The organism is Erwinia tracheiphila, from assembly GCF_021365465.1.
Classification (GTDB): domain Bacteria; phylum Pseudomonadota; class Gammaproteobacteria; order Enterobacterales; family Enterobacteriaceae; genus Erwinia; species Erwinia tracheiphila.
The window spans coordinates 121,655-143,376 of record NZ_CP089932.1 but is presented as its reverse complement, the minus strand read 5'-3'; the positions used below and the strand labels follow the sequence as shown (position 1 = coordinate 143,376).

The window sequence follows — 21,722 nt, the reverse complement described above, 5'->3', positions numbered from 1 at the left end:
GCGGAATCTCTTTTCAACGCCAATCGCACTGCACAATATATTCCTTTTTGCATCACGCGTTTAGTCTGGCATGTGTTCGCACGCAGCGAAACGTGCCAGCAGCCCTCATGCTATCGCTAAATGACCAGGCAGAGAGTGCTCCACGTTTTACCAAACCTTGCACAATAGGGGAATGGCGTGGTTTGAGGGAACAAACTGATTATCTGTTGTGGTAACACGAGTCTGCCCCAGGCAAAGGTGTCCGGCAAAGCAGGCAACACTGACATTGCAAGAATACTGGCCTTTGCTCAATCCTCCGCAAGGTCACACTCACTTTTTCTATGCGCCCGCTTTCCTGCCATCAACCGTATAAACCGTCCGCTGCCAGTCGCGGTCAGGTCGGTTAACGAAAGACACCACGCTGGCTGGTTTGACCGCACCGACAATCTTACCGTCTTTATCAGTGTGCACATCATTCCAGTTGGCCGAACAATGCAGATAGCGGCTTGCCAGCAGATTCAGCTCCGGCGTGGTAAAGCCCGGCGCTTCCTGTCCACGCCTTACTGAACGACCCAGCGCGATGGCTTTTTCACACAGGCTTTCCAAATCACCGGGCAACGCCAGTTCCGCTATAGTGGGTTCGGGCGGCATAAACAGCACCCCTGCCTCGGTGGCCGCGTCCATCATCACTCGCAGCGCCACCTTTGCCCAGTCGTTGCGTACGCAGCAGCGCAGGACCACCGCCGCCGCACTGCGTTTTTGCATCGTGCCGTAATGGTCTGTCGACATACGCTCATCGTGCCAGCTCACCAGCTGCGTCGGGTTATTGGCAATCAGTAATTCGCTGGCCGGATAGCGGCGCAGCGCCGTAAACTCCTCGCTGGCCTGCCGCCAGGCATCGGTCTGTTGGTCATCCGTCTCCAGAGGAACCGTGACAAATTGTGGCCGCGTGAGAAAATAATCCTCTTCATCCAGCGGATGATAGCCGCCGCCAATGTCAGCATGGGCACCCGGTAATGCCAGCTCTGGCCAGGCCGGTTTAACACTGTTGAGTGCAAAGTTAAAACGACACTCATGCTGTGCAGTCAGATGAAAAACCCGCTCCGCTACGCCGGGACGCAGCATCAGGTTTACGTTTCCGGTATCAGCACTGTTGGGATTGAAACCATTTATTGCGCTGCTGATTGCCGCAACGGTATCAAAGAGACCGAGAAAACGGACTTTACCGACAGCTGCCCCCTGATACTGCACGCCGTTCAATCCTTCCTTGAGCGCGGCGGTAAGGGCGCAGTCCTGATTAAATACCCGATTGGCAAAATGCCTGGCCGAAGCTGCGCCGCGACTGAAGCCAAACAGGTCGAATTGTACGTCGCTGACGATGCAGGACGCCGCATCCGGCCGTTCAGCAAAAAACGACTGCAGCTGCGTGGCAACGGCCCTGATCGCTTTCTCCGTCTTTGCCAACACACCACGCTCACCCGTGCCGAAAGCACTGTCCAGCAGCCGATCTTGCTCACCCGCTTGTGTACCTATACCATCGATATACAGGGACTGTTGCAGCACGCCTTCAGCAGCGGTTAAATCGGTTTTATACAGCGTATTCAGCCAGTGAATGTTGGTGTAATAACCAAGATGGCTACCGCGGTGGTTGGCCTGCGCCGCGACACACGCCTCCAGATGAGACGTGGTGTTATGCGCATTGTTTGCCGTACCGTCAAAAAAAATGCCGAGAGTGAAGATAACTTTGGTGGGTGGCTGAGTGAGGTGGTTATCCGGCGGGGTGATGCAAGGGGGGCTCATAGGGGCTCCGCTATTCTCCGTTATTTGCCCTAGTAAACCCCCACACCCATAGCCAGACAATCCCATCGCCGCCTCAGATTTTACCGATCCATCGGTAAAAATGAGTAACTGACTCAGTTAATTAACGATCCTTCATGTCCATCCAGGACAGCAATTGCAGACTGAACATAGCGCCCTTACAGGGCGAGCGTCACGGCTCTGCCGTTCCGAGGGTGTTCATGACCGGCTCACAGCTTTATACTCTGCGGTATGTTAATTTCTCAGGAAATCATTCACATGGCCCGTAGCAAAGCCCCCAGAAAGCGTAAACCCACGCCCTCGTCCCGACGCGCTATACCCGGATATCCTAAGCGTTTTCTGGTGTCCATTCCGCCCCGGAGCGATTATGACGACCCCGACGAGTTTTTTACGACACTCCGCAGGATGCCATTCGTCACTGTGTCCACCTGGGGCCACAGTTTTTCCTCGATACACACTTCGACCCGCCTCTCGTCTGCATCATCCGCGGCTTTGAGCCGCCTGACTCACCCGACGGCGATGTCGTCCTTGAGTCCATGCCAGCCGATGTGTTTATTATCGCCACAGAATCCGGCATGCTGCCGGTGACCTTCGCTCCCTGGGATAAACACACCGACAACTGGGCCGATGACTGTGACGACTGGCACTATAATACCGGTGCCACTGCAGAGCGATAATCCGCCGCATGTATATCCCGCGCCCGGCAAAACTGCTGTTCACCACTGATGACGCCTGGAACCGGTATATGGATAAACACGGGGACACCCTCAGCCCCTGGACCGTACTCTGCGTCGAGCGCATGCTCGCCTGCGGCACTGCTGCCATGGGGGTGAAGCGATACTGCTGCGCCTCCCCGGACTGCACCCACACCCGCTTCTTCTGCCAGACCTGTAAATCAAAAGGCTGCAGCTCCTGCGGACATAAGGCCACGGAGCAGTGGATTACAGAGCAACAGCAAATTCTGCCCGACTGCGACTGGCAGCATATCACCTTCACCATGCCCCATCTGCTGTGGCCCTTTTTCAACAATAACTGGCCTCTGCTCAATGCCCTGTTCCGCGCAGCCACCCGCGCCATGCTCCGCTGGGCCAGAAAACAGGGTGTGGAAGTCGGTATCTTCTGCGCCCTGCACACCTACGGTCGCCAGCTCAACCAGCATCCCCACATTCATCTCTCCGTCACCCGCGGCGGGCTTGATATTAAACACGGCGTATGGCGCGACCTCTTCTTTAAAAAGCATGCCGTGGAGGAAATCTGGCGCGGAGCCGTCATCCGGCTGCTGCGCCACAGCTATGACCTGATTAACCCCGGCAGGCTGCCGGGGCTGGGGCATATCCACGACAAAAAACAGTGGCTGCGCTATCTGCAGGCGCAGTACGGGCGCCGCTGGAAGGTCCACTTCGCGAAGAAGACCCGGGGGGCCTGGCGGAGCGTCAAATATCTGGGCCGGTACCTGAAACGGCCCCCCGTGTCGGCGGCGAAGCTGAGGCACTACAGCGGCGGCGCGGTGGTGCACCACTATTACGACCACCGTACGCAGCAGTACCGGCAGCAGACGCTGACGCAGGAAGATATGATCGGACGTTATATCAGCCATATCCCGGCGAAGCATTTTAAGATGGTGCGTTATTACGGTTTTTTATCAAACCGTAAACGGGGTAGCCTGCTGCCGAAGGTGTATGAAGCCCTGGAGATGGAAGCGCGGAAAAAACCGGAGAAGCCCGGCTTCGCCGCGCTGATGAAAGAATTTCTGCGCACGGATCCGTACAAATGCATTCTGTGCGGCAACCGACTGCGCTTCAGCAGTGCGCAGGCCGGGAGGCACGCGTCGGAGTTGGTGGCAGAAAGACTGCATAACATCGACCGGAAACGATGGCTTCTGGCACAGACTGCGGGATAAGTGCGTCTGAAAAACAGCTTTCAGGTTAAAAACGCGCCGCAAATGCCATTTTATGACCATAACGTTCCCGATGGCACATCATTACTGCATTACAGACACTGCTGCTCATGGTCAGGAAATTTTTAAAACGATGATTCAGTTTCCTAACCATGAACGCGCCGCAACAGAACGCCCCTCAACCGGACCCACAGCATGCTCCAGAAGGGGAGTGGCCCCCGTACAGCGATCCGATGGATGACATTGATTTTTAAGCCAGTGACCTGTGTGTACAGGAAGAGAAAAGGTGCCGGAAAGATGGGCTTTCCGGCAGACAGTTATCAATATCAGTGAGGTATCAATAATGTCAGTGAACGAGTCTAAAACAAAATCACCTGCCAAAACCAGAAAAAAAGGTGTTTCACCCGCAACAGACAGCGAGCTTGCAGTCGCGCTTGATGCGACACCTGTCACGGTGCTTCCACTGTCTGGCCTGATTAAATCACCGCTTAACGTGCGCACCATCCCGTACCCTGACGAGTCCGTTCGCAGACTGGCTGAAACTCTCCGCACGGTGGGCCTGTTGCAGAATCTGGTGGTACATGCCCTGCCATACGGGCGGTACGGCGTCACCGCAGGTGGCAGACGCCTCGCCGCGCTTGTGCTCCTGGCCGGGGAGGGCGCAATTGCACCGGATCACCCCGTTGCCGTGAAGGTCATCCCTGCCAGCCTCGCGGTGGCCGCTTACATGACCGAAAACGGTGAGCGCTGTGACATGCATCCCGCAGAACAAATTGCCGGATTTCGGGCAATGGTGAACGAAGGTAAAACCGTGGCGCAAACCGCCGCTCTTTTGGGATACAGCACCCGCCACGTCCTTCGAATGCTGAAGCTGGCTGACCTTGCTCCCGCTATCCTTCAGGCGCTGGCGCTGGAAAGCGATCACAACCGCCAGTTGCAGGTACTGGAAGCGGCCAGGGAGCGCGGCTGGAATCGTGAACCGGATGTCAGTGTTATCAGGAGGCTGATTACACAGGAGGAAGTGTCAACCCGCAGCGATAAATTCCACTTTGTGGGCGCGTCGGCACTGTTGCAAATTTCTTGATGCTGTACCTTTTGTATTACAGAAATGCCTTAAATTTCAAAAACCCTGCTCACCAGACGCATCTCGCCCAGAGGATGGCCGTAGTAAAAGTTTTCCGCCTGTCCTTTACGCAATGCCCGCATGAATTCAATCCCCCTGATGGTGGCATATGCCGTTTTCATGGATTTAAATCCCAGCGTGGCGCCGATTATCCGTTTCAGTTTGCCGTGATCGCATTCAATGACGTTATTCCGGTACTTAATCTGCCGGTGTTCAACATCAGGCGGACACCGGCCTTCCCGCTTCAGTAACGCCAGGGCGCGACTATAGGTGGGGGTTTTATCGGTGTTGATGAGGCGGGGGCTCTGCCAGCCTTTCACGTTGTTCAGAATCTTTCCCAGAAAACGGTATGCCGCTTTGCTGTTACGGCGCGGGGAAAGATAAAAATCGATGGTGCGGCCTTTGCTGTCAACAGCACGGTACAGGTATGCCCATCGGCCGTTAACTCTGATATACGTTTCATCAAGATGCCAGGAGCAGAACCCTGAAGGGTTACGCCAGTACCAGCGCAGCCGCTTTTCCATTATCAGGCGCATAACGCTGAACCCAGCGGTAAATCGTGGAGTGATCAACGTTGACACCGCGCTCGGCCAGCATTTCCTGCAGCTCACGATAGCTGATGCCGTATTTACAGTACCAGCGCACTGCCCACAGGATGATGTCACGCTGAAAATGCCGTCCTTTGAATGGATTCATGTGCTGCTCCGTCAGCAAAAGGTGACGATGAGTTTATCACCTCCAGATTTTTGCAACAGTGCCCCCTAAAAGGGGGCTTAAACACCACCTTTCCAGTCCGAGCTGTATTTGCCTTTCTTCTTCCTCTTTGGCAACTTTGTCCTGGTACCGCACATACCTTCGAATTACTTCTTCTTTTGCACCCACCGAATCCACAAAATACCCTCTTTGCCAAAAGTGGTCACACCAAAGCTTGTGCTTCCTGAGATAAGGAAACTTCTCGAACAGCCTGATGTCCGTTCTCCCTTTCACAAATTCCATCAACTCAGAAACACCCAAGCCCGGCGGCGTCCTCACCACCAGATGCATATGATATATCTGCACATTTAGCTCAACTACTGTGCATTTTTTCATATTGCTGTAAATAGTAGATGCTGCGGTAAACCTCTTTACCGAGATGACCTTTGAGGATTTTGTATCTGTACTTCGGTGTCCATACAAGATGATACTGACAGTTATATAATACGTGGGAAGCGGATTCATATCTGCTCATGCTATTTACTCCTTGTTACTCCTTGATTTGCTGGTAACAAACCGGGGCAGTATTTAGCATGGGCATTCTACGGGCAAAGCCCCACATGAACGATCACCACCTCCACAGGAGGTGGTTTAGTGTTGATAATAAAAAAATAGCGGCTGGCCGCTCTTTTTTGTTTTCACCGCCGGGTGACCGGCACTGCGATTAGCCTGCTACGGCAATACGTTTCATATCGGTCATGTAGCCACGCAGTTTGCGACCGACGCTTTCGATAGCGTGGCTGCGAATGGCGTCATTCACATCACGTAACAGTGCGTTGTCCACGGTGGAGGAAGCGGCAGTGGCTTTACCCAAATCGCCTGGCTGCAGGGCGGTCATAAACTCTTTCAGCAGCGGAACCGCCGCATAAGAAAACAGGTAGTTGCCGTATTCTGCGGTATCTGAAATAACCACGTTCATCTCGTACAAACGCTTACGCGCGATGGTATTGGCAATCAGCGGCAGCTCGTGCAGTGATTCGTAGTAAGCGGATTCTTCAATGATGCCCGCATCAACCATGGTTTCGAATGCCAGCTCAACGCCCGCTTTCACCATAGCGATCATCACTACGCCTTCATCAAAGTAAGCCTGTTCAGGGATTTTTCCTTCGAACTGCGGAGCCGTCTCAAACGCGGTTTTACCGGTTTCTTCACGCCAGCCCAGCAGGTTTTTATCGTCGTTGGCCCAGTCAGCCATCATGCTCGAAGAGAACTCACCGGAGATAATATCGTCCATGTGCTTCTGGAACAGCGGTGCCATAATGGTTTTCAGCTCTTCAGACAGGGCAAACGCGCGGATTTTCGCTGGGTTAGAAAGGCGATCCATCATCAGGGTAATGCCACCCTGCTTCAGCGCTTCAGTGATGGTTTCCCAGCCAAACTGAATCAGCTTTTCTGCGTATGCCGGGTCAGTCCCTTCTGCTACCAGCCTGTCGAAGCACAGCAAAGAACCCGCCTGCAACATACCACACAGAATGGTCTGCTCACCCATCAGGTCAGATTTCACTTCAGCAACGAAGGAAGATTCCAGCACGCCAGCACGATGACCACCGGTTGCCGCAGCCCAGGCTTTGGCAATCGCCATACCTTCACCTTTAGGATCGTTTTCCGGGTGAACAGCAATCAGCGTCGGTACGCCAAAGCCACGCTTGTACTCTTCACGAACTTCGGTGCCCGGACACTTCGGCGCAACCATCACTACGGTGAGGTCTTTACGCACCTGCTCGCCCACTTCCACGATGTTGAAACCGTGGGAATAACCGAGCGCTGCACCCTGCTTCATCAACGGCTGTACTGCCTGAACCACCGCGCTGTGCTGCTTGTCCGGCGTCAGATTAACCACCAGGTCCGCCTGCGGAATCAGCTCTTCGTAAGTCCCTACTTTGAAACCATTTTCTGTCGCTTTACGCCAGGAAGCGCGCTTTTCCGCAATGGCTTCAGCACGCAGGGCATAGGCGATATCCAGACCGGAATCACGCATATTCAGACCCTGGTTCAGGCCCTGTGCACCACAGCCAACAATGACGACTTTCTTACCTTTCAGGTAGCTCGCTTCATCAGCAAATTCATTACGCGCCATAAAGCGACATTTACCTAATTGCGCTAACTGGTTGCGCAGGTTCAACGTGTTGAAATAGTTAGCCATGGGCACTCCATATAGGGTTGTATTCATTTTTAATTGATGGGTACTGCCACGCAGCAGCTTACCCTGAATAACCCTTATCATATGACAGGAAATGTATTGCTTAAATTGATATATTAACAACGTCACATTGCAAAAAATGCAATGATAAAAGAGGGCGTTCAACGCATGGATTTACGGGATTTAAAACTGTTTCTGCACCTGGCTGAAAACCGACACTTTGGCCGCAGCGCAAGAGCAATGCATGTCAGTCCATCCACCCTCTCAAGACAGATTCAACGCCTTGAAGAAGACCTGGGGCAGGCGCTATTTATGCGGGATAATCGTACCGTGACGCTGACCGATGCCGGAGAAAGACTGCGTCAGTTTGCCCAGCAGACGCTGTTGCATTATCAACAATTACGCCATGTCATTGGCCAGAACGGGCCATCACTCAGTGGAGAACTGCGGCTGTTCTGTTCGGTGACGGCGGCCTACAGCCATTTACCACCAATTCTTGACCGCTTTCGCGCCGCGCATCCTTTAGTGGAAATCAAACTAACCACTGGCGACGCCGCCGATGCCGTTGAGAAAGTGCAAAGCAGCGAAGCCGATATCGCTATTGCCGGCCGGCCCGAAACCCTGCCAGCCAGCATTGGTTTTACGCCGCTGGGGCTGATTCCGCTGGTGCTGATTGCCCCTGCATTACCCTGCCCGGTACGTAATCAGGCAACCCAACCGGAACCTGACTGGGCGCAAACCCCGTTTATCCTGCCCGATCAGGGACCGGCCAGACAGCGTATCGACCTTTGGTTCCGCCGTCGCCGTATCCCTAACCCACTGATTTATGCCACCGTCTCAGGGCATGAGGCGATTGTCTCAATGGTGGCCCTGGGCTGCGGCATCGCCCTGCTGCCAGATGTGGTGCTGGAGAACAGCCCGGAACCTGTCCGCAATCGTATTCTGCTACTGGACAATGTGGAGATGGTAGAGCCGTTTGAACTTGGCATCTGTCTACAAAAAAAGCGGCTTAGTGAGCCGCTTATTGATGCATTCTGGAGCCAGTTGTAACTTGCTGTCTGCGCCGATAAATACGCTACTTTTTGCCAGATGGCCGTGCAGTAACGATCGTATGAACTGTTGCAGCAACCTCAGGCTGCAACGTGTCGGTATAGCATTATCAGGTGCTGCTATTCAAACCCGCAAGGAAAAACCTGAACGCAGGATTATTGCTTTCGTCATGGAAATCATAACCCAGCGCCTGGAGGTGCTCTTCAAACTGAGGCTCGTTTTCATCCAGTTCAAAACCGGCGAGCACGCGCCCATAGTCCGTGCCGTGGCTGCGATAGTGAAACAGTGAAATATTCCAGTGCGTCCCCAGCGTTTGCAGGAATCGCAATAATGCGCCCGGTGCTTCAGGAAACTCAAAGCTGAACAGCCGCTCGCGTAGCGGCTTCGACGGATGCCCCCCCACCATGTAGCGAACGTGTAGCTTCGCCATTTCATCGTCGGACAGATCGACCACCTTGTAGCCGCCCTCGTTCAGCAGCGCCAGAATTTCGCGACGCTCTTCCAGCCCGCGCGTCAGACGCACACCAACAAAAATGCAGGCGCTGTCAGCATTGGCATAACGGTAGTTGAACTCGGTAACGAAGCGGCCGCCCAGCAGCTGACAGAACGCCAGAAAGCTGCCCTTCTGCTCAGGGATGGTGACGGCAAGCAGCGCTTCACGCTGTTCACCCAGTTCACAACGCTCTGAAACGTAGCGCAGACCGTGGAAATTTACGTTGGCTCCCGACAGCACATGTGCCAGACGCTCACCTTTGATTTGATGCTGCTGGATATACTTCTTCATGCCGGCCAGGGCCAGCGCACCTGAAGGTTCAGCCACGGCGCGAACATCTTCAAACAGATCTTTCATTGCCGCACAGATTGCATCGCTGTCCACCGTAATGATGTCATCAAGGTATGTCTGGCACAGGCGGAAGGTTTCGCTACCAATCCGCTTCACCGCCACGCCTTCTGCGAACAGCCCGACACGCGGCAGGTCCACCGGATGACCAGCATCCAGCGCAACCTTGAGGCAGGCAGAATCTTCCGCTTCCACGGCAATGACTTTGATTTGCGGCATCAGTTGCTTAATCAGCACCGCCACGCCCGCCGCCAGGCCACCGCCACCCACCGGCACAAACACGCGATCAATATGCGCATCCTGCTGCAGCAGCTCCATTGCTAACGTGCCCTGACCGGCAATCACCATCGGATGATCGAAAGGCGGCACAAAGGTATATCCCTTCTGCCCGGAAAGCTCCTGCGCTTTTCCCTTGGCTTCATCAAAATTGGCACCGAACAGCAAAACCTCTCCGCCAAACGCCCGCACCGCATCGACTTTGATATCTGCCGTCGCCACTGGCATGACAATCAACGATTTGATCCCCAGTCGGGTTGCCGACAGCGCCACGCCCTGAGCATGGTTGCCCGCAGAGGCGGTGATCACGCCCCGCGCCCTCTGCTCTGCATCTAGGGAGGCAATCATCGCGTAGGCCCCGCGCAGCTTAAAGCTGTGCACTGGCTGGCGATCCTCCCGCTTCACCAGAATGGTGTTACCAAGGCGTGCGGATATTTTCTCCATCTTCTGCAACGGGGTAACCTGCGCCACTTCATATACCGGCGAGCGAAGCACCGCCCGCAGATATTCCGCACCGCAAGGTTCAACGGGTAACAGTTGAGACTCTGCCATTGTCGTTAGCCTCCGAGTTTGCTCTTGTCACGTACTGCGCCTTTATCTGCGCTGGTTGCCAACAGAGCATAGGCACGCAGGGCAAAGGAAACCTGACGTTCACGATTATGGGGGGTATAAGCGGCCTCACCGCGGGCCTCTTCCTCTTCGCGACGGGCATGCAGCTCGTTGTCCGGCACATCGAGGTTGATTCCACGATGAGGAATATCGATATCGATCATATCACCGTCTTTTACCAGCGCGATGATGCCGCCGCTGGCAGCTTCAGGCGAGGCATGGCCGATTGAAAGGCCGGACGTGCCGCCAGAGAAGCGGCCATCGGTGATCAACGCACAGCTTTTGCCAAGGCCCATTGATTTCAGGTAGGTGGTCGGATAAAGCATTTCCTGCATGCCCGGCCCGCCTTTCGGCCCCTCGTAGCGAATCACCACCACATCACCGGCAACCACTTTTCCACCAAGGATGGCGCTAACCGCATCGTCCTGGCTTTCGTAGACTTTCGCCGGACCGCGAAAGGTCAGGTTCTCTTTATCCACGCCAGCGGTCTTCACGATACAACCATCTTCCGCCATATTGCCATACAACACCGCCAGACCGCCGTCCTGACTGAAAGCGAACTCGCGCGAGCGAATGCACCCTTCTTTACGATCGTCATCCAGCGTGTCCCAGCGCGTGTCCTGAGAGAATGCCTGGGTGGTACGAATCCCTGCCGGACCGGCACGGAACATTTTTTTCACCGCGTCCTCTTTAGTCAGCATGATGTCATAACTGTCCAGCGTTTCCTGCAGGCTTAAACCCAGTACATTTTTGACGCTGTTATCTATGAGGCCCGCGCGGCTCAGTTCACCCAGGATACCAGTCACGCCACCGGCTCGGTGCACATCTTCCATATGGTATTTCTGCGTGCTTGGCGCCACTTTACAAAGATGGGGAACCTTGCGTGACAAACGGTCAATATCGGAGATGTTAAAATCAACCTCCCCTTCCTGTGCGGCTGCCAGCAGATGCAACACGGTATTGGTAGAACCGCCCATGGCGATATCCAGCGTCATCGCGTTCTCAAAAGCCGCTTTGTTGGCGATGCTGCGCGGCAGTACGCTTTCGTCATCCTGCTCGTAATAGCGCTTCGCCAGACCGACAATACGTTTCCCTGCGTTAAGGAAAAGGTCTTTACGGTCAGCATGAGTGGCAAGCAGGGAACCATTTCCCGGCTGAGAAAGGCCCAGTGCTTCTGTCAAACAGTTCATGGAGTTAGCGGTAAACATGCCAGAACAGGAACCGCAGGTTGGGCAAGCAGAACGTTCGATCTGCTCGCTGTCTGCGTCGCTGACGTTCGGGTTGGCACCCTGGATCATGGCATCCACCAGATCCAGCTTGATAATTTTGTCAGAAAGCTTGGTTTTCCCCGCTTCCATTGGGCCGCCTGACACGAAAATCACCGGAATATTCAGGCGTAACGATGCCATTAGCATGCCAGGCGTAATTTTGTCGCAGTTAGAGATACAGACTATGGCATCGGCACAATGCGCGTTAACCATGTACTCCACAGAATCGGCAATCAACTCACGCGAAGGCAAAGAGTAAAGCATGCCACCGTGGCCCATCGCAATCCCATCATCCACGGCAATGGTGTTGAACTCTTTGGCCACACCGCCTGAAGCTTCAATCTGCTCGGCAACCAGCTTACCCAAATCGCGCAGGTGCACATGGCCCGGCACAAACTGTGTAAATGAGTTAGCCACGGCAATAATCGGTTTTCCAAAATCGTCATCGGTCATTCCTGTGGCGCGCCACAGGGCACGGGCACCCGCCATATTACGGCCGTGCGTGGTGGTAGCGGAACGGTACTTAGGCATGCTCTTAACTCCAGAATCAGATAGTACGCGAGCATCAAATGACGCCCGAAAAATGTCCTTATTGCGGGTTAACCGGATCCAGCCAGCCCCATTTGTCTTCAGTTTCACCGGTGAACAGGCCGAAAAATGCAGACTGAATGCGCCCGGTCACCGGGCCACGTTTTCCTTCACCTACCTGGATACGATCCACGCTGCGTACAGGTGTGATTTCAGCCGCAGTACCGGACATAAAGATTTCATCGGCCAGGTATAAGGACTCGCGTGACAGCACTTGTTCACGCACCTCAATACCCATATCCTGAGCCAGCTTAATAATGGCATCACGGGTGATACCGGGCAGAGCTGAAGAGGTAAACGGTGGTGTAAACAGGATGCCATCTTTCACTTCAAACAGGTTTTCGCCAGCCCCCTCAGAGATATAACCCTGCGTATCCAGCGCGATCCCTTCCTGATAGCCGTGACGACGTGCTTCGCTACCAACCAGCAGTGAGGAGAGATAGTTACCACCTGCTTTAGCCGCAGTTGGCAGCGTATTAGGTGCCACGCGATTCCAGGAAGAAACCATCGCATCAATGCCTTGCTTTAGGGCCTCCGGCCCCAAATAAGCTCCCCACGGGAAAGCAGCAATAATCACATCCGTGCTGTAACCCTCTGGCGGATTAACACCCAGGCCAACATCACCAACAAAAATAAGCGGACGAATATACGCACTTTTCAAGTTGTTCACGCGCAACACGTCACGACAGGCTTCCATCAGTTGATCCACACTGTATTTGACCGGGAAGCGATAAATTTTGGCGGAATCCCGCAGACGTTGCATGTGCTCATGATGGCGGAAGACAACCGGGCCTTTGTGCGAGTCATAGCAACGGACGCCCTCAAAGACCGATGTACCGTAGTGCAATGCATGGGACATCACGCTGACCTTTGCTTCTTCCCACTTAACCATCTCGCCATTGAACCAGATAAAGTCGGCTTTCTTCGTCATTCTTCTTTCCTTTCGCGCTCAGGCGCGGATTTGTTGTATTGTTTGCTGTTGGACCTGGACGTACGCGACATCCATCATTTTGTTAAGTTGTGCTGACAGTAAATCGACTGAACGCTGGCTGGCAACCGTCATTTCAATATTAACATTGTCGCTATTGCTCTCAGTCGCCAGATTCATGGTACAAACACGAAACCCCCGATGACGGACAACGCGCAGAATGCGTTCCAGTATCTCCGGGCGGAAACGCGCCTGAACAGACAAGTGATACTGCATCATGAGATTTTCTCCATCATCTTTTCATTGCTGGCACCGGGCGGAACCAGCGGCCAGACATTTTCATGTTCGTCAATTGCGACGTGCAGCATGTATGGCCCTTCACTATGCAGCAAAGCATCTAATGCATCGTCGACCTGATCTTTACGTGTAATACGCTGGCCGGGAATATCAAATGCGCTGGCCAGCGTTAGGAAATCAGGATTATCGGACAGGTTAGTTTCACTATATCGTTCAGAAAAAAACAGCTGTTGCCACTGACGCACCATACCGAGACGCTGATTGTCCAACAGAACGATTTTCACCGGAAGCTGTTTGCGTTTGATCGTGCCGAGTTCCTGCACATTCATCATGAAAGAACCATCGCCGGACACGCAAATCACCGTATCTTTCGGACGCGCAACCTGTGCACCTACCGCGGCCGGTAAGCCAAACCCCATCGTTCCCAGCCCGCTTGAGGTAATGAAGTTTTCTGGTCGGGTAAAGCACATATGCTGCGCTGCCCACATTTGGTGTTGTCCAACGTCGGTGGTGACAACAGCGCTGTCAGGCTTGCAATCGGAAAGCTGTTTAAGGAACAAAGGGGCATAGATTGCTTCGCCGGGATGATCATAACGCCAGCCATGCTCCGCTTTCATCGCCTGGACATGTTCCCGCCAGGACGCAATGTCTAGCGGGTGATACAATTCAGGCAGCAATTTGTTGAGATCGCCGCGTAAGGCCACATGTGCCTGGCGCAGCTTGTTCAATTCAGCGGGGTCGACATCCATATGGATAACGCTGGCATCGGGCGCAAATTCATTCAATTTTCCGGTAACACGATCGTCAAAGCGAGCACCAACCGCAATCAATAAATCACACTGCTGCACAGCAAAGTTAGCCGCTTTGGTGCCATGCATTCCCAGCATTCCCAGATAGCAATGGTCCTGCACATCCGGGCTACCGAGACCTTTCAACGTTGCCACAACAGGAATGCCGGTATCTTTTGCGAAAATGCGTAACGCATTTACGGCATTTGCCATACCCACACCACCGCCGACGTACAAAATGGGTTTCTGTGCCTGAGCTAACAAAGTGTGGGCCTGCTGAAGCGCCTGAACAGAGTGATCATGCTCGTCTTCAACCGTTATCAAATGTGCGGAAAGCTCGCCTGAGGCAAGTTGAATATCTTTGGGTATATCGATCAATACCGGGCCAGGGCGGCCAGACTGAGCAATGGCAAACGCTTCCGCCATTACGACAGGAAGTTCTTCTAACGATTCAACAAGGAAGCTGTGTTTGGTACAAGCAAGCGAAAGTCCGAGTACGTCAATTTCCTGGAAAGCATCGGTTCCAATAAGGCCGGCAGCGACCTGCCCCGTGATCGCCACTACCGGGACAGAATCCATCATTGCATCGGCCAGACCCGTGATAAGATTGGTTGCGCCAGGCCCCGAAGTGGCGATACAGACACCCACTTTACCCGTAGAGCGAGCATAGCCAATCGCGGCCATGGCTGCGCCCTGCTCATGGCGACACAATAGATGCTCGACGCCACCATCATAAAGGGCGTCATAAACCGGCATGATTGCTCCGCCCGGATAGCCGAAAACGGTTTCAACTCCCTGACTTCGCAACGCCTGAACCACCCACTGCGCACCATTCATAGTCATTTCCCCGCCTTGATCTGGGAAATACAGCATTTTATTTTACCAGTCATATTTTGTTCCTCTGCCATTAACACATTACCGAAAAAAAACCCCCGGACCTTTCGGTGCGGGGGTTTTTTCGAAATCAGGCTTGATTTTTAAGCCTTTCTTCCTCCGAGCGTAGCCCCGCACGGCGTGATAATAATCACGACGACGCGAATGACGACCAGGCTTAGAACTCGTAGAAGGGCTTTCATTTGGATTCAGTAATTTCGTTTGTTCGAAGTAATACTTACAGAGTTATCACAGTTAGCCGAAGAACTTCAACTTTTTTATCACTGTATTTTTCTAAAACGTCTTTATTTTTAATAAAAACAATGGTTATTCAAAAAATAACGGTGATGATGAAAATTATTCATTTCACAGATGACATGTTTCGTGACGCCTCAGTTACATGACATCACATTGCGCAGACGCTCTCAGAATAAGTAGTAACAGCTAGCGAACCGCAAAAAAATTTGCGGCCCTGACAGGAAAATGTCCAATTCCACCTCGCATCTCCAGTCACATCGGTGCATTTTTTCCCCAGACAAGGAGGTTGTAATGGCATTATCTGTGACTTATACCCGTGCAGCCATCGGAGTGGAGGCACCGCAGGTTTCTGTTGAAGTTCATTTGAGCAATGGCCTGCCAGCCCTTACGCTGGTTGGTTTGCCCGAGGCTACCGTTAAAGAAGCGCGTGAACGCGTCCGCAGCGCTATACTTAATTGTGGGTTCACTTTTCCTGCCCGGCGTATAACCATCAATCTGGCCCCAGCCGATCTGCCAAAAGAAGGCGGACGCTATGATTTACCCATCGCTATCGCCATTCTGGCGGCCTCAGAACAAATATCAGTAAACAAACTTGAGGAATATGAATTTCTTGGAGAACTGGCTCTGAATGGCATCATAAGAGGCGTTCAGGGTGCCATTCCAGCGGCGATAGCGGCTATCGGTTCTGGAAGGCAGACTATTCTTTCCAGCGACAATCGTTCAGAAGCAGGTTTGATTCGCCATGGCAATTGTCTGCTCAGTCACACCCTGCTGGAGGTCTGTGATTTTCTGAATGGTCAGGAGGAACTTAAGGTTGCTCGCTATGAGCCACAAGCATTGCCCCCCTTGCATGGTGATTTGCAGGATATTATTGGACAGCAACAGGCTAAGAGAACGCTTGAAATCACTGCTGCTGGCGGACATAACTTACTATTAATAGGCCCTCCCGGCACGGGCAAAACCATGCTTGCCAGTCGGCTTCCCGGTCTGATGCCTCCCTTAAGCGACGATGAAGCGCTGGAAAGTGCAGCGATTGCAAGCCTGGTCAGCAGTAATGAGACGCTGCGTCAATGGCGTCAGCGCCCTTTCAGGGCTCCCCATCATACCTCTTCTCGTTATGCGCTGGTTGGCGGTGGAGCGCTTCCTAAACCGGGAGAAATCTCTTTGGCACATAACGGCATCCTTTTTCTGGACGAGCTGCCTGAATTTGAACGTAAAACACTGGATGCATTACGGGAACCTATTGAGTCAGGTGTAATATGTATTTCACGGGCACGAGCTAAAGTTATCTACCCCGCTCGTTTTCAACTGGTTGCAGCGATGAATCCCAGTCCGACAGGCCATCATAACGGCACGCACAATCGCAGTTCACCACAGCAGATCCTTCGCTATCTTAGTCGCCTGTCCGGCCCCTTTCTGGACCGTTTTGATCTCTCACTGGAAGTCCCCCTTCTCCCACAAGGCACGCTCAGTAACAATATGCATTGTTTGGGTGAATCCAGTGAAACAATTCGCCAGCGCGTATTTAAAGCGCGTGAGCGTCAGCTTGCTCGCGCTGGGGTTATTAATCAGTCAATTGGACCAGAGGAAATTAAATGGAGCTGTAGTATCAGACAGGATGATGCACGCTGGCTTGAGGAGGTGTTGAATAAGCTGGGGCTGTCTGTTCGCGCCTGGCAGCGTATTCTGAAGGTGGCGCGGACAATTGCAGATTTGGCTGGTGAGGAAAAAATACAGCGCGAGCACCTGAATGAAAGTCTGAGCTATCGGGCAATCGATCGGCTACTCATCCATTTACAAAAAAACCTGCAGTAGCTGCAGCGTAAAAATGGGCTAATCAATCTTCCATTAAGTAAATCCCCAATCGGGATTAAAATGACAGATAGCGTTATCGAAAGATAAAGTGTACTAGCTCAGACCTGATCTGACAGTTACCGGTTATTTATACAGGTGTCTGTCGGATTGACCCTGTAAATAATTCTGTGTAACTGCCACCACGTCAAAGGTGAACGCTCAGGCGGTCACCGAACTCAATAATAAAGCGGCTCATCGCCAGCCGACAGTTCTGGATCGGCATACTCCATTTTTTCGATGCCGACTGGATTGCCAGGTAAATAACCTTTCGCACTGAGTCATCCGTCGGGAATACCTTGCGTTTCTTAATGGCGGCACGGATCACGCTGTTCAGCGACTCAATGGCATTCGTGGTGTAGATAGCTTTTCGGATGTCAGACGGATAGCCGAAGAACGTATTGAGGTTTTCCCCGTGCGCACGCCAGCTTTTGCTGATTTGTGGATATTTGTCATCCCATTCTTCGGCGAACGCAGCCAGCGCCATCCGTGCGGCCGCTTCTGTTGGTGCCTGATAAACGGTTTTCAGCCCGACCGTGACCGCTTTGTAGTCCTTCCACACCCCACGCAGGCAATCAGGATGTCCTGAAGGCCGCGATTTTTAAGTTCCGTCAGCACGTTCAGCCAGAACTTTGCACCTTCATTTTCAGCCAGCCACATCCCCGGAAGCTCTTTCCGGCCTTCGGTATTGATGCCCGGAGCCAGGAACACCGCTTTGTTAATCACGCTGCCATTCTGACGAACCTTAACAACAATACAGTCCAGATAAACAATGGGATAGAGCGCATCCAGCTGGCGATTCTGCCATTCGGCGACCTGCTCTTTAACGGCATCCGTGACTTTTGATATCAGGGCCGGTGACACATCAGTATCGTACATCTCTTTGAACGTATCGACGATTTCCCGCGTGGTCATGCCTTTGGCATACAAGGATAAAATCTGGCTGTCCATCTGCGCGATACGCGTCTGATTCTTCTTAATCAGCTGAGGTTCAAAGGTATTTTCCCGGTCGCGCGGCGTGTTTAGCCCGATTTCACCGTCGTCGCACAGCAGCGTTTTCGGAGAGTAGCCGTTGCGGGTATTGGTGCCGGTTTTAGGGGCATTTTTCTCATGCCCGAGGTGGTCAGTCAGTTCTGCATTGAGTGCCGTTTCAACGGTCAGCTTCGTGAGCATGCGGGAAAACTGATTAAGGCCGGCCTCAGTTTTGAGGCCTTTGGCCAGTTCAGCAGCAAGGGCCTTAAGTTTCTTCTCGTCCATAATTTGCCTGTCTCCATTGTTGGAGTGAACATATCAAAAACAGGCTATTACACAATTTTAATTACAGTCTCGTCGGATTACATCCGGTTCAGCTCCTTTTCTGCCCGGACCCATTTTCCATCAGGTAACGTGGCCACTGGCGTTCGCCCGCAGCACATTTTCCCCTGATGAGTCCGCTCATTATTGTCATGCCACAACCCGTTGTCCAGAGCCGCCTGCAGGCTCTCCCGCTCCCCATATGACTTCTTGCGGAACGTGACCTGATAAAAATCCTGCAAAATTGTTTTATGGCAGCGCTCACCGATGCCGTTCGTCTGCGGAGACATCGCCTTCGTTTTTGTATGGTCGATATCGTTGATGGACAGATAAAGCTGGTAATCATGCTGCTCTACTTCACCTTTGGTTCTGGCACTGCGCGGACGGCTGGCCCGTGGCAGGAAGTCATAACGATCGGCCAGCAACAGGAACCCGGAGTTGAACACCACTTTCCCGTTGTTATTCTTCAGCGTCGCGGCTTTCTGGTGATCAACCAGCACGGTTTTCACACTGCCGCTGAAGTAGCGGAAGGCGCGGACCAGCGACTCACAGGTGTGTTCAGTATCCGGTTTTGGCACGGCGAAGACACGGAAGCGACGGGAGAACCGCAGCGTATTTACCGCGCGGTTAACTTTGCATCGCTGTCCCGCGACCTCCGCTTCGATTTCGCACCGATCGTGCTGCAACTGGTAACCGGGCTGGGTTTCGAAGCGCTCCGTTTTTTGATGGTCGCATTTTGCGTTTGGGCTGGATGTAATAGCGCAACATGGAGCGCCCGCCGATGTACCCCATTGCTTTGATTTCTGCGGGGATAACATCGCCATTCCAGACATTCTCAGCCAGGCGCGTGTCGATATCGTCCATGAACGGCTCCAGTTTGTGGCGTGTTTTTCTGGCCTGCGGTTCAGGGTATTTAAGATATCGCCTGACAGTACGCTCAGAGCAACCAGCCTGAGTCGCAATATCGACAATGTACGCACCCTGCTTGCTCATTTGCTTTATCATGTAAAAGGTCCTCTCTGCCCGGCATGTCGATGTCCTTTCTGGTGTGATAACCTGAACCTCAAGGAAACAACATGTTGGGGGGAGCAGACAATTCAAATGGCGAATTACAGTCTTATATCATTGGCGCTAACATCCGCCAGGCGTACCAGCCGCTTCGGGCCACACATAGCACCCTATACATGGCTTTAATGCTGAATTCGGCATGGTGTTGTTCGATAAAGACATACTTCATTTCAGGCATTTCGCGAAGTGTGTCGCGGCCTTTTGGAGAATGGCGAACTCCTCAGCCTGCCCCGCGAGCTGGCGTTTAAGGCGGGCGATCTCGGTCGCCTGTTCGCTCTCGCGTTCAGAAGCCGTTGTCTGATTCTGCTGTTTGCTGCGCCAGTTGTAGAGCCGGGATTCATACAGGCTGAGTTAGCGGGCAGCAGCAGCGATACCGATGCGTTCAGCCAGCATCAGTGCTTCATCACGAAATTCGGGCAAGTATTGTTTGCGTGTTTTCTTATCGGTTGTTGCTGATTTTGTCATGTGAGTCACCTCTGGTTGAGAGTTTACTCACTTAGTCACGTACCCACTATTGGCGGGTAAGATCAAATAACCTGAAAGAGCCTTATTATATCTTACAGTATGTCTTGATGATGAGCTGAATTACTAATCTGTAATAACTAATCTGTAATAGCGTCGGGGCGAACCCCGACATATTTGATACCCTTCAGCAAAGAACTGAGAGACATCATATGACTGCATGCACAGCTTTAACCAATATTGTCGGAGCCTGATGACGTAGATTCTTACTCTTCACTATCCGAGTAATCTTCCACACCTTCCGTTTGCGGCTTTCCACCAGACAAAGTATGAAAGCGCTTTGGACGTTTGATCCGTGACATGTATTTCGACCAGACTCGTTCTGCTTCGGTTTGCGCCTCACGGATCCCGCGACATACTTCAATGAACAGACGCTCTTCTTCAGTCACAGGATCGCGTCTGGCCAGATCGAGTTCGTTGAACGCGTATCCATGGCACTCAAGCAATTGTGCTTCCTTGATGGTGAAGTCACCGTGGCGGGAAAACCCGCGTGGATAATGTTTGTTATCGAAAAAACGATTAGTTGTTGCGAAGCTTTCCGCCATTCTACACGCTCCTAACTCTTTTATGGCCGTGCTATTTATGGCGCGGAGTATTAGATACGCTTGACAGAGTGTAAAACAAAACATTTAAATCATAACGACAAATTTTTTTAGGAAATAAATGTGGATACGGAATTACTTAAAACCTTTCTTGAAGTGAGCAGAACCCGCCACTTTGGACGTGCCGCTGAAGCACTTTATCTCACTCAATCTGCAGTGAGTTTTCGGATCAGGCAGCTTGAAAACCAGCTGGGGGTGAATCTTTTTACCAGACATCGTAACAATATCAGACTCACATCCGCAGGGGAGCGCTTACTGCCCTATGCTGAAAGCCTGATGAGCACCTGGCTAATGGCTAAAAAAGAGGTCTCACACACTCCACAGCACCATGAGCTGTCTATTGGAGCCAGCGCGTCACTATGGGAGGCCTATCTCACGCCCTGGCTTAAAACGCTTTATGAGAACAGAGAAAGTCTGCACCTTGAAGCAAGGGTCGCGCAACGCCATTTATTGGTTAAACAACTCCATGAGCGTCAGCTGGATTTGCTTATCACCACAGAAGCCCCAAAAATGGACGAATTAACCAGCCAGCAGATCGGGCATATTTCATTATCGCTATTTAGATCGGAAAAATCTGAAAGATATCGTGACCGATATGACTATATCAAGCTTGAGTGGGGAGCAGATTTTCATCAGCATGAAAACTATCTTGCCGGTGCCGATGATGTTCCGGTATTAACAACCACCTCTGCACATCTGACCAGAGAGCTATTACACACGACACATTCCTGTGCTTTCTTACCAGAAATCTGGCATAAAACCTATCCGGATTTAACCCTCATCCCGGATACACCCGTCGCCATCCGTCCTTTGTATGCTGTCTGGCTGCAAAACAGCGATCAGCAGGCCCATATTCGTCAACTTATTAAATTCCCTGTTAATTCTTAATGGATTTCTATT

At 52.4% G+C, this 21,722-nt stretch carries 14 protein-coding genes and 6 pseudogenes; 6 read left to right on the top strand and 14 right to left on the bottom strand.

Going from position 1 to position 21,722, the window contains the following annotated elements:
* Positions 1 to 318: 318 nt before the first annotated feature.
* Positions 319 to 1,779 (bottom strand): T6SS phospholipase effector Tle1-like catalytic domain-containing protein, encoded by a 1,461-nt coding sequence (locus LU633_RS00735; RefSeq protein ID WP_016191542.1) that lies wholly within the window; start codon positions 1,777 to 1,779, stop codon positions 319 to 321.
* Positions 1,780 to 2,333: 554 nt separating this feature from the next.
* Here LU633_RS00735 and LU633_RS00730 point away from each other — a divergent pair.
* The 3 genes and pseudogenes from LU633_RS00730 to LU633_RS00720 form a co-directional block, all read left to right on the top strand.
* Entirely contained in the window at positions 2,334 to 2,474 is a 141-nt protein-coding gene (locus LU633_RS00730; RefSeq protein WP_161796965.1) for a hypothetical protein, read from the top strand.
* Positions 2,475 to 2,482: 8 nt separating this feature from the next.
* Complete coding sequence (locus LU633_RS00725) at positions 2,483 to 3,697, top strand: IS91 family transposase (RefSeq protein WP_046371879.1); 1,215 nt, start codon at positions 2,483 to 2,485, stop codon at positions 3,695 to 3,697.
* A gap of 340 nt (positions 3,698 to 4,037) precedes the next feature.
* A pseudogene (locus LU633_RS00720) lies at positions 4,038 to 4,760 on the top strand (ParB N-terminal domain-containing protein); the annotation flags it as partial.
* Between the two features lie 47 nt (positions 4,761 to 4,807).
* On the opposite strand, the pseudogene LU633_RS00715 reads toward LU633_RS00720, so the two are convergent.
* The 3 genes and pseudogenes from LU633_RS00715 to ilvC form a co-directional block, all read right to left on the bottom strand.
* Positions 4,808 to 5,513: pseudogene (locus LU633_RS00715) on the bottom strand (IS6 family transposase).
* Positions 5,514 to 5,549: 36 nt separating this feature from the next.
* Positions 5,550 to 6,045, bottom strand: a pseudogene (gene tnpA / locus LU633_RS00710) (IS200/IS605 family transposase).
* Positions 6,046 to 6,234: 189 nt separating this feature from the next.
* The gene (ilvC, locus tag LU633_RS00705) at positions 6,235 to 7,713 is read right to left on the bottom strand and encodes a ketol-acid reductoisomerase (RefSeq protein WP_016191545.1); all 1,479 of its coding nucleotides are present in this window, start codon (positions 7,711 to 7,713) and stop codon (positions 6,235 to 6,237) included.
* Between the two features lie 165 nt (positions 7,714 to 7,878).
* On the opposite strand from ilvC, the gene ilvY reads away from it, so the two are divergent.
* Positions 7,879 to 8,760, top strand: a complete 882-nt coding sequence (gene ilvY / locus LU633_RS00700) for an HTH-type transcriptional activator IlvY (protein ID WP_016191546.1) — start codon at positions 7,879 to 7,881, stop codon at positions 8,758 to 8,760.
* A 109-nt stretch (positions 8,761 to 8,869) separates the two neighbouring features.
* On the opposite strand, the gene ilvA is transcribed toward ilvY, so the two are convergent.
* From ilvA to LU633_RS00670, 6 genes are all read right to left on the bottom strand, one after another.
* Positions 8,870 to 10,429, bottom strand: a complete 1,560-nt coding sequence (gene ilvA / locus LU633_RS00695) for a threonine ammonia-lyase, biosynthetic (protein ID WP_016191547.1) — start codon at positions 10,427 to 10,429, stop codon at positions 8,870 to 8,872.
* Positions 10,430 to 10,434: 5 nt separating this feature from the next.
* Complete coding sequence (gene ilvD, locus LU633_RS00690) at positions 10,435 to 12,285, bottom strand: dihydroxy-acid dehydratase (protein ID WP_016191548.1); 1,851 nt, start codon at positions 12,283 to 12,285, stop codon at positions 10,435 to 10,437.
* Between the two features lie 58 nt (positions 12,286 to 12,343).
* Positions 12,344 to 13,273: a branched-chain amino acid transaminase gene (locus LU633_RS00685; RefSeq protein WP_016191549.1), complete on the bottom strand. Its 930-nt coding sequence runs from the start codon at positions 13,271 to 13,273 to the stop codon at positions 12,344 to 12,346.
* Positions 13,274 to 13,291: 18 nt separating this feature from the next.
* Complete coding sequence (ilvM, locus tag LU633_RS00680; RefSeq protein WP_016191550.1) at positions 13,292 to 13,549, bottom strand: acetolactate synthase 2 small subunit; 258 nt, start codon at positions 13,547 to 13,549, stop codon at positions 13,292 to 13,294.
* On the bottom strand, positions 13,546 to 15,192 hold the full coding sequence (gene ilvG / locus LU633_RS00675) for an acetolactate synthase 2 catalytic subunit (protein ID WP_016191551.1): 1,647 nt from the start codon (positions 15,190 to 15,192) through the stop codon (positions 13,546 to 13,548). Before ilvG ends, ilvM begins: the two co-directional genes overlap by 4 nt.
* A 140-nt stretch (positions 15,193 to 15,332) precedes the next feature.
* Positions 15,333 to 15,431: an IlvGEDA operon leader peptide gene (locus LU633_RS00670; RefSeq protein ID WP_152664223.1), complete on the bottom strand. Its 99-nt coding sequence runs from the start codon at positions 15,429 to 15,431 to the stop codon at positions 15,333 to 15,335.
* Positions 15,432 to 15,777: 346 nt separating this feature from the next.
* Between LU633_RS00670 and LU633_RS00665 the strand changes: the two genes are divergently transcribed.
* Positions 15,778 to 17,301, top strand: coding sequence for a YifB family Mg chelatase-like AAA ATPase (locus LU633_RS00665; RefSeq protein ID WP_016191552.1), 1,524 nt, complete (start codon positions 15,778 to 15,780; stop codon positions 17,299 to 17,301).
* A 184-nt stretch (positions 17,302 to 17,485) separates the two neighbouring features.
* Here the strand turns inward: LU633_RS00665 and LU633_RS00660 are convergent.
* From LU633_RS00660 to LU633_RS00645, 4 genes and pseudogenes are all read right to left on the bottom strand, one after another.
* Positions 17,486 to 18,594 (bottom strand): annotated as a pseudogene (locus tag LU633_RS00660) (IS256 family transposase).
* A 77-nt stretch (positions 18,595 to 18,671) separates the two neighbouring features.
* Positions 18,672 to 19,635: pseudogene (locus tag LU633_RS00655) on the bottom strand (DDE-type integrase/transposase/recombinase).
* A 136-nt stretch (positions 19,636 to 19,771) separates the two neighbouring features.
* Positions 19,772 to 20,163: pseudogene (locus tag LU633_RS00650) on the bottom strand (transposase); the annotation flags it as partial.
* A gap of 263 nt (positions 20,164 to 20,426) precedes the next feature.
* Positions 20,427 to 20,765 carry a DUF413 domain-containing protein gene (locus LU633_RS00645; protein ID WP_016191555.1) on the bottom strand — a complete coding sequence of 113 codons (339 nt, stop codon included), beginning with the start codon at positions 20,763 to 20,765 and terminating at the stop codon, positions 20,427 to 20,429.
* A gap of 120 nt (positions 20,766 to 20,885) precedes the next feature.
* On the opposite strand from LU633_RS00645, the gene hdfR reads away from it, so the two are divergent.
* On the top strand, positions 20,886 to 21,710 hold the full coding sequence (gene hdfR / locus LU633_RS00640; RefSeq protein ID WP_016191556.1) for an HTH-type transcriptional regulator HdfR: 825 nt from the start codon (positions 20,886 to 20,888) through the stop codon (positions 21,708 to 21,710).
* Positions 21,711 to 21,722: the final 12 nt, after the last annotated feature.